This is a genomic window from Aequorivita todarodis, assembly GCF_028561335.1.
Taxonomy (GTDB): domain Bacteria; phylum Bacteroidota; class Bacteroidia; order Flavobacteriales; family Flavobacteriaceae; genus Aequorivita; species Aequorivita todarodis.
Genome location: NZ_JAQQTG010000004.1, coordinates 1 through 13,866 on the forward strand (window position 1 = coordinate 1; position 13,866 = coordinate 13,866).

Here is a 13,866-nt window from a genome sequence, read left to right on the forward strand (position 1 = left end):
ATACCGATGGCGACGGCGAACTTGACGTAACGGAGACCTGGACCTATACCGCCACTTCCTATAGCATCACACAGGACGATATAGATGCGGGCAGCGTTACCAACCAGGCCACGGCCGTTGGAACCCCGCCGGTGGGAGATGACGTAGAAGATCTATCAGGGACTGAGATCGGCAATGACGATGCCACGGTAATCGAGCTTTGCCAGAACGCGGACATCGCAATCGTAAAAACTGGAATCTTCAACGACGTTGACGGCAACCAGTGCGCCGATGCGGGCATCGATACNTTGAGTAATATTTTGGTTGATGATCCACTATTGGGCGGGCCGATTGCAGGACCAGATAGTGGTGACACTGATGGTGATGGAGAGCTTGACGTTACCGAAGCTTGGATTTATACAGGAACTTATGTGATTACGCAGGATGATATAGATGCCGGCGAGGTAATTAACCAAGCTACTGCAACTGGAACTGCACCGGATCTAAGTACGGTAAGCGATCTTTCAGGATCAACTACTACAACCGACGATTCAACAATAATTGCTCTTTGTCAGAACCCTGCCATTGCGATTGTTAAAACAGGCATTTTCAATGATGAGAATCAGAATAACTGTTCAGATGTAGATGAAACAATCACTTACACCTTCACAGTAACCAATCAAGGCAATGTGAGCTTGAGCAACGTAATAGTTACCGATCCATTGATCGCTACCATTACCGGTCCAACCGGTGATACCGATGGCGATGGTGAGCTTGATGTTACCGAAACTTGGATTTACACAGGAATATATGCTATTACACAGAATGATATAGATCTTGGATTTGTGAAGAACCAGGCTACGGCAGAAGGAACTGCGCCTAATGCCGCAGTGGTGAGTGACCTATCAGATGAGAGCAGTATAACGGAAGATGATCCAACTATTACAGTGTTGTGTCAAGATCCAGCCATTGCAATTGTTAAAACAGGAATCTTCAATGACGAGAACCAAAACAACTGCTCTGATGTTGATGAAACTATTACCTATACATTTACGGTAACCAATGAAGGAAATGTAAGTCTAAGTTTTGTTGAAATAACGGATCCATTGATCGCTACCATTACCGGTCCAACCGGTGATACCGATGGCGATGGTGAACTTGACGTAACCGAAACCTGGATATTTACTGGAACGTATGCAATCACCCAAGATGATATTGATGCAGGTGAAGTTGTAAATCAAGCTACGGTAAAAGCGCTTGCACCAGCTGGCGAATTAGTAACAGATCTTTCTGACGATAACAGTATTCTAGAAGATGACCCAACAGTTATAGAGCTATGTCAGAATCCAGTTATCGCAATCGTGAAAACAGGAATTTTCAACGACGAAAACCAAAACGGTTGTTCAGATGTTGATGAAACCATCAGCTATACTTTCACGGTAACCAATGAAGGAAACGTTAGCTTGAGCAATATATCTGTAACCGACCCAATGATTGCTACAATCAATGGTCCAACTGGCGATACTGACGGCGATGGCGAACTTGACGTAACTGAAACTTGGACATATACTGGAACCTATACTATAACACAAGGTGATATAGATGCAGGACAAGTAACAAACCAAGCAACTGCAGAAGGTACTGCACCAGATGCAACTGTAGTAAGTGATCTTTCTGATGAAAGTAGCGTAATAGAAGATGACCCAACTGTTATAGAATTGTGTCAGAATCCAGTTATCGCAATCGTGAAAACAGGAATCTTCAACGACGAAAACCAAAACGGTTGTTCGGATATTGATGAAACCATCAGCTATACTTTCACGGTAACCAATGAAGGAAACGTTAGCTTGAGCAATGTATCTGTAACCGACCCAATGATTGCTACAATCAATGGTCCAACCGGCGATACTGACGGCGATGGCGAACTTGACGTAACTGAAACTTGGATATATACTGGAACCTATACTATAACACAAGGTGATATAGATGCAGGACAAGTAACAAACCAAGCAACTGCAGAAGGTACTGCGCCTGATGCTACAGTAGTAAGTGACCTTTCTGATGAAAGTAGCGTACTAGAGAATGATCCAACGGTAATTGAACTATGCCAAAATCCAAAAATAGCTCTTATAAAAACTGGAGTTGTTGATGATACAAACGGAAACGGTTGTGCAGATGTTGGTGAAACTATTGATTATAGCTTCACGGTATTCAATCTAGGTAATGTTTCGTTATCAAACATAACAATTACCGATCCGCTGGTAACTGTAAACGGAGGCCCAATAACATTGGCGCCAGGTGCTTCGGACGGAACAACCTTTACGGCAATATACACTATCACGCAAGCCGATATTGATGCCGGATTTGTTGAAAACCAAGCAACTGTTTCAGGTACCGATGCTTCTGGAACTACAGTAAGCGATCTATCTGATGATAATAGTGAATTGGAAGATGATCCAACCATTACCCAACTTTGCCAAAACCCTGCTATTGCTTTAATAAAAGTAGGGGTACCGGCTGATGAGAATGGTAACGGTTGTGCCGATCTTGGTGAAACAATTGTATATAACTTTAGTGTTAAAAACACAGGCAACGTTGCATTGACCAATGTAACGGTAACCGATCCAATGGTTGCTGTTGTTGGAGGACCAATCAGCTTAGCTGTTGGTCAGGAAGACGTAACAACCTTCACTGCGGTATATACTATTACACAGACTGATGTTGATACTGGATTGGTAATAAACCAAGCTACCGCTGATGGTACTGCACCAAATGGCGATATGGTTTCTGATCAATCGGACGATAACAGTTATCTTGAAAATGATCCTACCACCACCGTTCTTTGTGAGAACAACCCATCCATTTCCATAGAGAAAACGGGTGAGTTTAATGACAATGATGGCAATGGGGCAGCAGATGTTGGGGAAACGATATCCTACGCATTCGCCGTAACAAATACAGGAAATGTTACCCTGTATAACATAATGATTACCGATCCATTACCAGGTATTGAAATATCTGGAGGCCCAATTGCACAATTGGAACCAGGCGAAACAGATAGCACAACATTTACCGCTACCTATGTTATAACCCAACAGGATATTGATAACGGCGAAGTGGTAAACCAAGCTACCGTTACGGCTGAGGATATTGAAGGTACCATTGTAACCGATGACTCAGATGATCCAACTGATCTGACCAACAACGATAACAACGGTGATGGTGAGCCAGATGACCCAACGGTAGTTGTATTGCCAGAGGTCTTGGATACTACTTTTGAAATCTTCAACGGTATTACTCCAAACGGAGATGGTTATAACGATTATTTCTGGATAAAGGGAATCCATAATTGGCCAAACAATAACGTGAAGATATTCAACAGATGGGGCGTACTTGTTTACGAAACCGATGGCTATGGACGAGGTGATAAGGACAGTGAAAACACCTTTAGAGGTATTTCTGAAGGACGCGTAACAGTTCAGAAAAACGAAGAGTTGCCAACAGGTACATACTTCTACATTCTTACTTTCCACGGTGAAAATCCTGGTAAAGACAGCTATAACGGATATTTATATATTAACAGATAGAAAATCAAAAAAATTCCTGGGAGGAAATTCCCTCCCAGGATTAAAATACATAACTATGAAACACAGTTATCTAACACTACTAATTTTGATTTTACTTGGCACGTTTTCAAGTAAAGCGCAGCAGGATCCACAGTACACTCAGTATATGTACAATACACAGGTGGTAAACCCTGCATATGCAGGAAATCGTGAAGCCTTAAGTTTTGGCCTGCTATACAGAACCCAATGGGTAAATTTTGGTGACGGAGCGCCCAACACAGGCACCTTCACTGTAAACTCACCAGTTGGTAACAATATGGGTTTAGGCCTATCGGTTGTCAATGATAGGATAGGGCCTGCTGTTGAAACCAATTTTAATATAGATTATTCCTATAGCATCAATACTTCGGAATCTGCAAAACTATCATTTGGTCTTAAAGCAGGACTTGATATTTTGGATGTAGATTTCAATAAATTGAATTTGCCAGAATATCCAACAGGACAGGATCCGTATTTTCAAAATAATAATATCGATAACAAGCTTCAGCCTCAAATTGGAGCGGGTATTTACTACAACACCGAAAAGTTCTATGCGGGTCTTTCCGTTCCGAACTTCCTTACTACTAAACATTTTGATAAAAGCAGTATAGCAAACACTTCTGTTGAAACAACTGCCGCAGAGCGTATGCACTACTTTTTGATCGCAGGTTATGTGTTTGATCTGAGCGATAATTTAAAGTTCAAGCCAGCAACCCTTTTCAAGATGGTAAGTGGTTCGCCTTTACAGGCCGATGTATCTGCCAATTTCTTGCTTTATGATAAATTCACACTTGGAGCTGCTTACAGATGGAGCGCCGCTATGAGTGGTTTGGTAGGCTTTCAAGCTACGGACCAAATATTCATTGGTTTTGCGTATGATTATCAAACAACAGATATTGAAGCCTATAGCGATGGTTCCTATGAAGTTATGCTCCGCTTTGAATTGTTCAATAGACCAGAACGAGTGCTAACTCCTAGATTCTTCTAAAAAAATAAAGACTATGAATACAATAGTACGAAACCTAATACTTTTCGCCTTAGTAGTTTTAACTGCCGGTAGTGCCTTTTCTCAGAAAAAGGATATCAAAAAAGCAAATAAAGAATTTGATAAATATGCATATATAGATGCTCGTGAAATCTATCTGAAAGTAGTCGCCGACGGCTATGAATCTGCCGAGATTTTCAAGAAATTGGGCGATACATATTATTTTAACGGCGATTATACAAACGCGGGAATATGGTACGATAAACTTGTAAAACAATTCCCCGACCAAACGGAACCTGAATATTACTACAGGGCCGCGCAATCCTTAAAGAGTTTGGGAAAATTTGATGAATCTGATACACTTTTAAAGGACTATGTGGCAAAAGGCGGAACCGGTTTGGTAATCAAATCCTATGAAAATGATCCTGATTATTTGAAAAGTACCGTTTTTAAAACAAGAGATTTTTTGATAGATAAGGTTGGAATTAATTCCCCAACCTCAGATTTCGGCCCAGCATTCTACGGAAAAGATAAAGTAGTATATGCTTCAGCCGGAAACACTACGGGGTCTAAAATAAATGAATGGACCCAAGAACCTTATTTGGACCTCTTTATCGCCGATAGGGCAGCAAATGGAGAATTGAGCAACCCAATGAAGTTGGGGGGCGATATAAACACCGAATATAACGAATCTACAGCTACCTTCACAAAAGATGGAGGCACCGTTTATTTTACGAGAAATACGTTTCTCGACGGTAAAAAAGGGCTTGACAAATCAAAAAAATTTAAAACTTTAAGATTATCATTGTACAAAGCAACCAAGACAGGAGAATATAATTGGGGCAATGTCGTGGAGCTTCCTTTTAATAGCAACGAATATTCAGTAGCGCACCCTGCTTTGAGCAAAGACGAAAAACGTTTGTATTTTTCTTCTGATATGCCCGGAACTATGGGGATGTCCGATCTTTGGTATGTAGATATTTTAGGCAATGACAGTTATGGTCCCCCTGTAAACTTAGGCCCAAGTATTAATACTGAGGCCCGGGAATCATTTCCTTTTATCAGTGAAAAAAACAATCTTTATTTCTCCAGTGATGGCCGCTCCGGCTATGGAGGGTATGATATTTTCGTAACTCCACTCGATAAAGATGGAACCCCGGGTGCAATTACAAATCTGGGAGCCCCCGCAAACAGTGCCCAAGATGATTTCGGTTTTATTATCAATGAAAACGACCGCATTGGGTATGTTTCCTCAAATAGAGGAGGCGATAGGGGCAGTGTTGATGACGATATCTATTTGGTAAAAGAAATATGTTCAATAACCATAAACGGAAAAGTATATGACGAAGAAACAAAAGATCCTTTACCGGGAGCTACCGTTTCTTTGCTTGATGAAAACAATCAATTGGTTAGCCAAACTACCGCTAAAAATGATGGAACCTATAGTTTTATTGGCGATTGCGGTACACAATACACCCTAAGAGGGGTAAAGGAAGGATACAATCCGTATGAGAAAATGGTTGAAACCCCCATGCTTTCCGGAACTATAGATGTGCCACTTCCGTTGAAGAGAATTGGGCCCTGCCCACCAAACGATTTAGGTTGCAAATTGAACCTACAACCAATCTATTTTGACTTCGACAAATCAAACATCCGTCCCGATGCTGAAATTGAATTGGCTAAAATTCTTGCAGCAATGAGGGAATACCCAGAGCTAATTATCCATATTGAATCACATACGGATTCCCGTGGTAATGATAGCTACAACATGGCTCTTTCTGAGCGTCGCGCCCAAGCTACCCTTAAATGGTTAGTTGCAAAAGGAATTGACCCTAATAGACTTACGGCAAAAGGATATGGCGAGTCACAACTTGTGAACCAATGTTCAAACGGTGTGCCTTGTACCGCTGAAGAGCATCAGCTCAACAGAAGATCGATGTTTATCATAAAAAATTGAATTAACCAAATTAAGTTATGCGAAAGCGTTCAATACAGTCTATTGAACGCTTTTAGCTTTTAAAACACTTTCTCTTTTCGTACTTTTGGGCCAAAAGGCGTTTATAAATGATGGAAGAACAAGTTATCCTCGTAAATGAAAAAGACGAGCAATTAGGGCTGATGCCAAAACAAGAAGCACACGAAAAAGGAGTGCTTCACAGAGCGTTTTCGGTCTTTGTTTTTAATGACAAAAACGAACTGATGCTGCAACAACGGGCCTTGCACAAATACCATTCCCCGGGGCTCTGGACCAATACCTGCTGCAGCCACCAGCGCGATGGCGAATCTACTATAGCAGCCGGAAAAAGAAGGCTTTTTGAAGAAATGGGTTTCACCACAGATTTAAAGGAAACCACGTCCTTCATCTATAAAGCCCCTTTTGACAATGGGCTCACGGAGCATGAACTTGACCATATTCTCGTCGGAAATTTTGAAGGAACTCCCAATATCAATAAAGATGAAGTGGCCTCCTGGAAATGGATGGGCCTGCAAGAAGTGAAAAAAGACATACAAGCCAAGCCCGAAATTTACACGGCCTGGTTCAAAATTATTTTTGATAAATTTTACCAACACCTACTTGTATGAGCCTTACCGTTTACAGAAAAGCACATTTTAATGCCGCACATCGTCTTTTTAAAAAGGAATGGGACGACGCCAAAAATCTTGAAGTCTTTGGCAAATGCAGCAATCCCCATTATCACGGTCACAATTACGAATTGGAAGTTGGCATTACAGGCGAAATTGATCCCGAAACAGGATTCTTGATGGACCTTAAAATTTTAAGCCAAATTATAGCGGAGGAAATTGAGGACGCCTTCGATCATAAAAATTTGAACCTCGAAGTTCCCGAATTTAAAGACCTGAACCCTACAGTAGAAAACATTGCGGTAGTAATTTGGAACAAAATAAGGGCCCGGATAGATTCCAAATTTGACATTTCAATAAAACTGTACGAAACCCCCCGTAACTTTGTTGTTTACAACGGCCACTGATGATTACCATTTCACCTTTATATCCGCTAAAGTTTGAGCCCATCTTGAAACAAAAGGTGTGGGGTGGCAATAAGTTGAACAAGATATTTAAAAAAATAGCCAAAGAAAATATTGGTGAAAGCTGGGAGATTTCCGGTGTTGAAGAAAATGTTTCCGAAATAAGCAACGGAGCGCTCAAGGGAAAAACACTTAACTGGCTGCTGGAAAATTATACAGAAAAATTGGTTGGCGAAAAAGTATATCAGGATTTTGGAAACAAATTTCCCTTACTCTTCAAGTTTATTGATGCCCGCGAAGATCTTTCCGTACAAGTTCACCCCGGTGATGCTTTGGCAAAAGAGAGACATAATTCCTTTGGCAAAACCGAAATGTGGTACATTCTCGATGTAGAAAAAGGCGCAAGGCTTATTCTTGGTTTCAATGAAAAGATGGATGAGCAAAAGTATTTGAAGACACTTTCTGAAAATAGGATCACGGAAATTTTGAATTCCGAACCCGTAAAAAAAGGGGATGCTTTTGTTTTGAAACCAGGAACGGTGCACGCAATTGGAGCGGGGGTCTTATTGGCTGAAATTCAGCAAACCTCTGATATTACCTATAGAATTTACGATTGGGACCGGCCGGATACCAACGGGCAAATGCGCCAACTGCATACCGATTTGGCCTTGGAAGCAATAGATTTCGGTCCCTCCAAAGCAAAGATGAGCTATTCGGAAGAAAAAAATACACCCGTACCCATAGGAACCACGGACTTCTTTACGGTAAATAAACTTAGCCTTTCCCAAAACTACGTTCGCGATTTAGAGGAAATTCCTTCCTTTACAGTTTATATGTGCTTGGAAGGCACTGCGGTGATTGAGACTGACGATTTTTCAGAAGAAATTAAAAAGGGCGAAACCATTTTGATCCCGGCCCAATTGCCTGAAATAAAATTCGATACAAATTCCGCAAGCTTTTTGGAAGTGTACATTCCGTAAATGTTCGTACCTTTGCCCGATTTAAAAAATTACCAAGAATAAATAATAGCAATAAATAATAAAAAATAAAATGGCAAACGTAAGAGATTTAAAAAAAGACATTAACTATGTATTGGGCGATATTATTGAGGCTGTTTACATTTGGGAACTGACCAATGCAGACAAAGACAACAAAAAGGCCGAAGGAATTATAGACGAAGCAATCGTTACTTTTGATGACCTAATTTCAAAAGTGAACCAAAAAAATGTTGACAACAAGAAAAAGCATTTTAACGCGGTTAAGGCCGAACTTGAAGAACGCGGCAGAAAACTTATCGATAAAATAAACGCCCTATAAAATAGTATCCGTTTTTTTTCGATTTACAATAAAAGACTCCAATTCCTTACCGTATTTGGAGTCTTTTATTTTTGGGGAAAGTGCGTTGTAAACGGTATCCAGATATTTGATGTTTGAATCATAAACTTCGCTCAACATTAAATAGGGCGCTACTTCACGATCTTTGTGATTGATTGCAAAATTGATGGTCGCCAAGTATTTATTGGAAATCAGGGCCCGCTGTTTCTGCTCAATTTTCAACAGTGAGGAATCGGCAACTTCATTGCCCAGTTTCAATCTTTCTTCAAGCAAGCCCAAGTTTTTGATTACATACCGATTCTTCAGCTTTAGATATTCCTTAAAAGCTTTATCGTTTTCAGAACCTGTTACCACGGCTGCGCTTCCAAAATTTTTCAGGTTCGTTTTAATGTTCAGTTCACCATTCTCGGCAAAAAAAGTAATACGGTCATCCCGAAGGGTGCCATCTTTCAACCGAACATAGAGATAATAAATTTCCGGACTTTCAATTTTTTCAGAAAAGGAAAAATTTGAGTTTCCGTCCACTACCAGCGAGTCAACGGTTACCAAAACCGTATCCTTAAATTTTTGAAGCAAAAGCGTTCCTTTTTTCAGCCCTTTTACAGAACCCGTAAGATGCATCATCTCCGTATCTGTGGAACAGCCCATGAGGCTTAGAAATATAATTGCAATGGAAAGAAAATAGCGCATGTGGTCTTTATTTAATCGTCAAACTTACGTTTGAAATAGCTTCGGTTTACGAATTTGCAAAGATGAATATTTTTTTTGAAAATTTACGAAGTGGAAGCCAATTGCATCAGCACCGTACATAAAATAGCACCAACGGTACCAATGGCATAGCCAAACACCGCCAAAAGAACCCCAACCGTCGCCAATGACGGGTGAAAAGCCGACGCCACAATAGGCGCTGATGCCGCGCCACCAACATTCGCTTGGCTTCCCACGGCTAAGAAAAAGTATGGGGCGCGAACCATTTTTGCGACCAAGATCATTAACCCTGCGTGTACGGCCATCCACACCAAACCAATTACAATAAGCCACATATTGTCAAAAATCAAGGTCAGGTCCATTTTCATCCCAATACTCGCCACCAAAATATAAATAAAAACACTGCCGAACTTACTTGCGCCAGCACCTTCATAAGCTCTTAGTTTTGTAAAGGAAAGTAGCACTCCTATAATAGTGGTTATGGTTATCATCCAAAAGAAACTGGAATCAAGAAATGTAAATATGTTGCGGGTTATTCCCTTAGGGATACCATCTACTACCGACGTAAAGAAAGCACTCAATAAATCCGCTCCAAAATGTGCAAAACTCACCGTTCCAAAAGCGATAGCGGCAAGAATCATCAAATCGGTCAAGGTGGGGTTTCTATCTACGCTTTTGGCATAATCGGAAACCTTGTCCTTCAAACTTTCTATGGCCGAAGTATCTGCTTTCAGCCATTTGTCGATTTTTGCAGATTTCCCAATTCCGAAGAGGATGACAGCCATCCAAATATTGGCTACTACAATATCCACAAATACCATCCCACCATAGAGTTTTTGATTGTAACCGTAAATTTCGAGCATCGCAGTTTGGTTGGCACCACCGCCAATCCAACTTCCGGCGAGGGTAGAAAGTCCGCGCCACACAGCATCGGCTCCTTCGCCGCCCACAGCTTCGGGATGAATGGTTCCCACTATCAAAACAGCTAAGGGGCCGCCAATTACAATTCCCACAGTTCCTGCCAAAAACATAATCAATGCCTTTGGGCCTAGATTAAAGACTCCCTTCAGGTCAATGCTTAAAGTCATCAGCACCAGTGCGGCAGGCAATAAATACCTGCTGGACATATAATATAAACGTGTGCCATCTACAGAAATTTCGCCTGCTTCTGAAACGGAAGTCCATTCAGGGGAAATAACGCCTGCGGTTGTAAGTAATGCCGGAAGAAAATAGGCCATGAACAGCGCCGGTACGACCCCGTAGAATTTTTTCCAAAAACCCGTTTCGCGGGAAGAGGTGTAAAAAATGAAGCCCAAGGCTATCATTAAGATTCCAAAAACGATGGTGTCGTTGGTAAAAAGGGGAGTGGTGTCCCTTATAATTTCGGCAGCGGTATCTTGCATCTTGATGGTTTTGCTGCAAAATACAATTATTTTTTAATTCAGAATTGGGAAATCAGAATTCAGAATTTTAAATAGTTCGGTTTATGTTTAGTTCCACTGAAATAATAAACACCTAAACTTTTAGACTCTTCAACTTTTTATACCCCGTTCAGGCTACTTCTTAATAAAACTACTCACCGCCTCAATCAGCTCTGGCATTACCGGAAGATTGTATAGGTTATACGATTTACTATTTTCCAGATCGTTCCCTTCAATTTCCTTAAAAATGTGGTTCATTTTTGGAATGATTTTGTATTCGGCATCCGGCTTGGCATTTTTCAACAATTCAGCTTCCGAAACTTGTACTTGAATATCTCTGTCGCCATTGATAATCAAAACAGGAATATGCAGTTTAGCTATCTCCACTTTGGGGTCATATTGCATCCAGCTGAAAATAAAAGGCTGGATTTCCTTTCTGAAAATAGAGGCCAGCCCCGGGCTGTAATTATATGCCACGCCGTTGGCGCGAAGATCGTCAAAGGAAGTCCGCGCGTTATCCGCTAAACCGGGCGCCTGTTTGGCGAGCTGATCCACGATCACATCGTCTATTTCCTGGCCGGCTCCAGCTATGGAAACAAACCCATCTGCACCATCTTGTGCAGCCATCATACCAACCAATGATCCTTGGCTATGGCCAATAATATAAATTTTTGAAAATCTTTTGTCCTTTTTGAAATATTCAAGAACAGCAACCGCATCAGCTATAAAATCGTCAAAACGGATGTTTTTTTCATCTATGGACCGCAGCTTCATTTGCTTCACAATCCTTTTGTCGTATCTAAAAGTGGCGATTCCATTCCCGTAAAGTCCTTCGGCCAGAAATTTTAAGGAATTGTTTACAACCATTTGCTGGTTGCCGTTCCTGTCGGTAGGGCCGCTTCCGCCGATGATTATGGCCAAGGGTAATTTTCCGCTTGCTTCGGGCACCAATAGCGTGCCATCAATCAAGGGAGTGATGCTTAAGTCTTCGGAATTATATTTTTCGTTTTGCGCTGCGGCTACTGTTCCGAAGAAAAGAAGAAAAATTAAAAATAGGTGTTTCATCTATTTGGTTTAAAACTACAGATTGCAGTGCATGCTTTAACAAAGAAAGCGCAAGTATATTGTTTTTTATTTAACCTTTTATAAATGTACTATAATAAATATGAAATTGTAATTTGTTTAATAAATTAGAAAGTTTTGGTTCTATTTTGAAATTCGGGAGACTATCTTTGCCAATCCAGATATGGATTTATATGAAATAAAATTTTTGTAAAGATGAAAAAGTTTGTAGTAGTGTTATTGGTTTTCTTTTTTTCAATCGGTCTTTACGCCGCAGAAGACTGGGGCAAGACGGGCCACAGGGTGGTGGGTGAAATTGCCGGAAAATATTTAAGCAAAAAAGCAGAAAAGCAAATCTCAAGATTACTCGATGGCCATTCCCTCGCCTTTGTCGCAAACTATGGCGATGATATTAAAAGCGACCGCCAATATGATGCTTATGGCCCTTGGCACTACGTTAATTTTCCGTTTGGCGAAAAATATGAAACCCATCCCAAGAGTGAAAAAGGCGATATAATCCAAGGGATCGAAAAATGCATTACCGTTCTAAAAAAACCTAACAGTTCGAGGGAAGACAAGGTTTTCCATCTAAAAATGCTGGTCCATTTTCTGGGCGACCTGCACCAGCCGTTGCACATTGGTCTGGCGGATGACAAGGGCGGCAACGACTTTCAGGTGCGTTGGTTCAGCGATGGCACAAACCTCCATGCCGTGTGGGATTATAAAATGCTGGATTTCTATGAAATGTCCTATACCGAATTGGCTATAAATACCGACGTGCTTTCAAAGGAACAAGTAGAGGCCATAAAAAAAGGAACAGTTATAGATTGGATGTATGAAAGTCGTTTGCTTTGCGAAGATATTTACGCCCACACCGAAATTGGCGAAAAGCTAAGCTACAATTATATGTATGAATATATGGATACCCTTCGCTTCCAACTTCAAAAAGGAGGCATACGATTGGCGAAACTTTTAAATGAAATATTTGGATAGTTGTTTATTAAGAAATCTTCTTAATCAAAGGCAGTTTTGATTGGGAATAAAAGAATCGCGATTTTCTTAGTGGTGTTTTTTATTTAGAATTTTTCCTCCCTTTAGGTCGGGGTATGAAAAATTCGTCTTTGGTCTTGCAGTGAAGTATTCTCAAGTCTTACTCTTATAGCGAAATGATATGTCCTTTTAAGTATAAAGGAACGCCCAATACATCAATCCAAACTGTAACGGAAGCCTGAGTATGAGTACCCATTTTGGTAGTTTCATTGCGGCTTTTTCACTCTGGAGCATATAAATATGGATGGGTAGAAAAACCACGAGCATAATTATAATTCCCCAGGCAGCTTCACTTTGGGTGTTTTTATTCATTAACATAAACCCCAAAATCATTTCTGCGATACCGCTTAGCATAACCATGGCATTATGGGCTGGAATGTATGGGGGCATAATCCGTTCATACAGTTTTGGTTTTCGAAAATGGTTCATTCCCGCGAGCACGAAAAGCACTCCCATCAGGTATTGGTGCCAAGGTAACATAGTTGTATTTTAGTTTTTAAAAATACTCTTTTTGAAAGTATTACGCAGCCTCAAGCTATAAAAAAGTGAAAGCCTCCCTATTTTTAGTAGGAAGGCTTTCTTTTTAAATTAAACTATTTATGAAAAAATTACTCTTTAATCAAGCGTTTCACAGTGCTTGCGCTGTCACCAATAATCTGTACCATATAAACTCCAGAAGCAAGCGATGAAACATCTACTGTCTTCACGCCCTGCATTGCGCGAAGGTCTGTCTG

Annotated in this window: 13 protein-coding genes; 8 read left to right on the plus strand and 5 right to left on the minus strand. The window is 40.7% G+C overall.

Going from position 1 to position 13,866, the window contains the following annotated elements; translation table 11 throughout:
• The first annotated feature begins 65 nt into the window (after positions 1 to 65).
• The 7 genes from POV26_RS01750 to POV26_RS01780 all read left to right on the plus strand — a co-directional run bounded on the left by POV26_RS01750 (position 66) and on the right by POV26_RS01780 (position 8,873).
• Entirely contained in the window at positions 66 to 3,566 is a 3,501-nt protein-coding gene (locus tag POV26_RS01750) for a DUF7507 domain-containing protein (protein ID WP_473087622.1), read from the plus strand.
• 55 nt (positions 3,567 to 3,621) lie between these two features.
• Complete coding sequence (locus tag POV26_RS01755; RefSeq protein WP_272854773.1) at positions 3,622 to 4,572, plus strand: PorP/SprF family type IX secretion system membrane protein; 951 nt, start codon at positions 3,622 to 3,624, stop codon at positions 4,570 to 4,572.
• A 13-nt stretch (positions 4,573 to 4,585) separates the two neighbouring features.
• Entirely contained in the window at positions 4,586 to 6,526 is a 1,941-nt protein-coding gene (locus tag POV26_RS01760) for an OmpA family protein (protein WP_272854774.1), read from the plus strand.
• A gap of 107 nt (positions 6,527 to 6,633) precedes the next feature.
• Positions 6,634 to 7,152, plus strand: coding sequence for an isopentenyl-diphosphate Delta-isomerase (idi, locus tag POV26_RS01765; RefSeq protein WP_272854775.1), 519 nt, complete (start codon positions 6,634 to 6,636; stop codon positions 7,150 to 7,152).
• Complete coding sequence (locus POV26_RS01770; protein WP_272854776.1) at positions 7,149 to 7,559, plus strand: 6-pyruvoyl trahydropterin synthase family protein; 411 nt, start codon at positions 7,149 to 7,151, stop codon at positions 7,557 to 7,559. Before idi ends, POV26_RS01770 begins: the two co-directional genes overlap by 4 nt.
• Positions 7,559 to 8,536: a type I phosphomannose isomerase catalytic subunit gene (locus tag POV26_RS01775; protein WP_272854777.1), complete on the plus strand. Its 978-nt coding sequence runs from the start codon at positions 7,559 to 7,561 to the stop codon at positions 8,534 to 8,536. The genes POV26_RS01770 and POV26_RS01775 overlap by 1 nt, the downstream gene beginning before the upstream one ends.
• A 70-nt stretch (positions 8,537 to 8,606) precedes the next feature.
• The gene (locus POV26_RS01780; protein ID WP_272854778.1) at positions 8,607 to 8,873 is read left to right on the plus strand and encodes a hypothetical protein; all 267 of its coding nucleotides are present in this window, start codon (positions 8,607 to 8,609) and stop codon (positions 8,871 to 8,873) included.
• Here POV26_RS01780 and POV26_RS01785 read toward each other — a convergent pair.
• The 3 genes from POV26_RS01785 to POV26_RS01795 all read right to left on the minus strand — a co-directional run bounded on the left by POV26_RS01785 (position 8,868) and on the right by POV26_RS01795 (position 12,085).
• The gene (locus POV26_RS01785; RefSeq protein WP_272854779.1) at positions 8,868 to 9,581 is read right to left on the minus strand and encodes a DUF4369 domain-containing protein; all 714 of its coding nucleotides are present in this window, start codon (positions 9,579 to 9,581) and stop codon (positions 8,868 to 8,870) included. The two genes, POV26_RS01780 and POV26_RS01785, sit on opposite strands and share 6 nt — an antisense overlap.
• 83 nt (positions 9,582 to 9,664) lie before the next feature.
• On the minus strand, positions 9,665 to 11,002 hold the full coding sequence (locus POV26_RS01790; protein ID WP_272854780.1) for a DUF819 family protein: 1,338 nt from the start codon (positions 11,000 to 11,002) through the stop codon (positions 9,665 to 9,667).
• A 153-nt stretch (positions 11,003 to 11,155) separates the two neighbouring features.
• Positions 11,156 to 12,085, minus strand: a complete 930-nt coding sequence (locus tag POV26_RS01795; protein WP_272854781.1) for an alpha/beta hydrolase family protein — start codon at positions 12,083 to 12,085, stop codon at positions 11,156 to 11,158.
• 213 nt (positions 12,086 to 12,298) lie between these two features.
• Between POV26_RS01795 and POV26_RS01800 the strand changes: the two genes are divergently transcribed.
• A complete protein-coding gene (locus POV26_RS01800) occupies positions 12,299 to 13,075 on the plus strand; it encodes a S1/P1 nuclease (RefSeq protein ID WP_272854782.1) in 777 nt (258 codons plus the stop codon).
• Positions 13,076 to 13,261: 186 nt separating this feature from the next.
• Here the strand turns inward: POV26_RS01800 and POV26_RS01805 are convergent, their stop codons facing one another.
• The gene (locus POV26_RS01805) at positions 13,262 to 13,612 is read right to left on the minus strand and encodes a DoxX family protein (protein WP_272854783.1); all 351 of its coding nucleotides are present in this window, start codon (positions 13,610 to 13,612) and stop codon (positions 13,262 to 13,264) included.
• 128 nt (positions 13,613 to 13,740) lie between these two features.
• Positions 13,741 to 13,848 carry a T9SS type A sorting domain-containing protein gene (locus POV26_RS15340; RefSeq protein ID WP_419180001.1) on the minus strand — a complete coding sequence of 36 codons (108 nt, stop codon included), beginning with the start codon at positions 13,846 to 13,848 and terminating at the stop codon, positions 13,741 to 13,743.
• Positions 13,849 to 13,866: the final 18 nt, after the last annotated feature.

Coding starts and splice junctions, on each gene's coding strand:
- POV26_RS01755 (WP_272854773.1), top strand. CDS start 3,622: ATGAAACACAGTTATCTAACACTACTAATTTTGATTTTACTTGGCACG.
- POV26_RS01760 (WP_272854774.1), top strand. CDS start 4,586: ATGAATACAATAGTACGAAACCTAATACTTTTCGCCTTAGTAGTTTTA.
- idi (WP_272854775.1), top strand. CDS start 6,634: ATGATGGAAGAACAAGTTATCCTCGTAAATGAAAAAGACGAGCAATTA.
- POV26_RS01770 (WP_272854776.1), top strand. CDS start 7,149: ATGAGCCTTACCGTTTACAGAAAAGCACATTTTAATGCCGCACATCGT.
- POV26_RS01775 (WP_272854777.1), top strand. CDS start 7,559: ATGATTACCATTTCACCTTTATATCCGCTAAAGTTTGAGCCCATCTTG.
- POV26_RS01780 (WP_272854778.1), top strand. CDS start 8,607: ATGGCAAACGTAAGAGATTTAAAAAAAGACATTAACTATGTATTGGGC.
- POV26_RS01785 (WP_272854779.1), bottom strand. CDS start 9,581: ATGCGCTATTTTCTTTCCATTGCAATTATATTTCTAAGCCTCATGGGC.
- POV26_RS01790 (WP_272854780.1), bottom strand. CDS start 11,002: ATGCAAGATACCGCTGCCGAAATTATAAGGGACACCACTCCCCTTTTT.
- POV26_RS01795 (WP_272854781.1), bottom strand. CDS start 12,085: ATGAAACACCTATTTTTAATTTTTCTTCTTTTCTTCGGAACAGTAGCC.
- POV26_RS01800 (WP_272854782.1), top strand. CDS start 12,299: ATGAAAAAGTTTGTAGTAGTGTTATTGGTTTTCTTTTTTTCAATCGGT.
- POV26_RS01805 (WP_272854783.1), bottom strand. CDS start 13,612: ATGTTACCTTGGCACCAATACCTGATGGGAGTGCTTTTCGTGCTCGCG.
- POV26_RS15340 (WP_419180001.1), bottom strand. CDS start 13,848: ATGCAGGGCGTGAAGACAGTAGATGTTTCATCGCTTGCTTCTGGAGTT.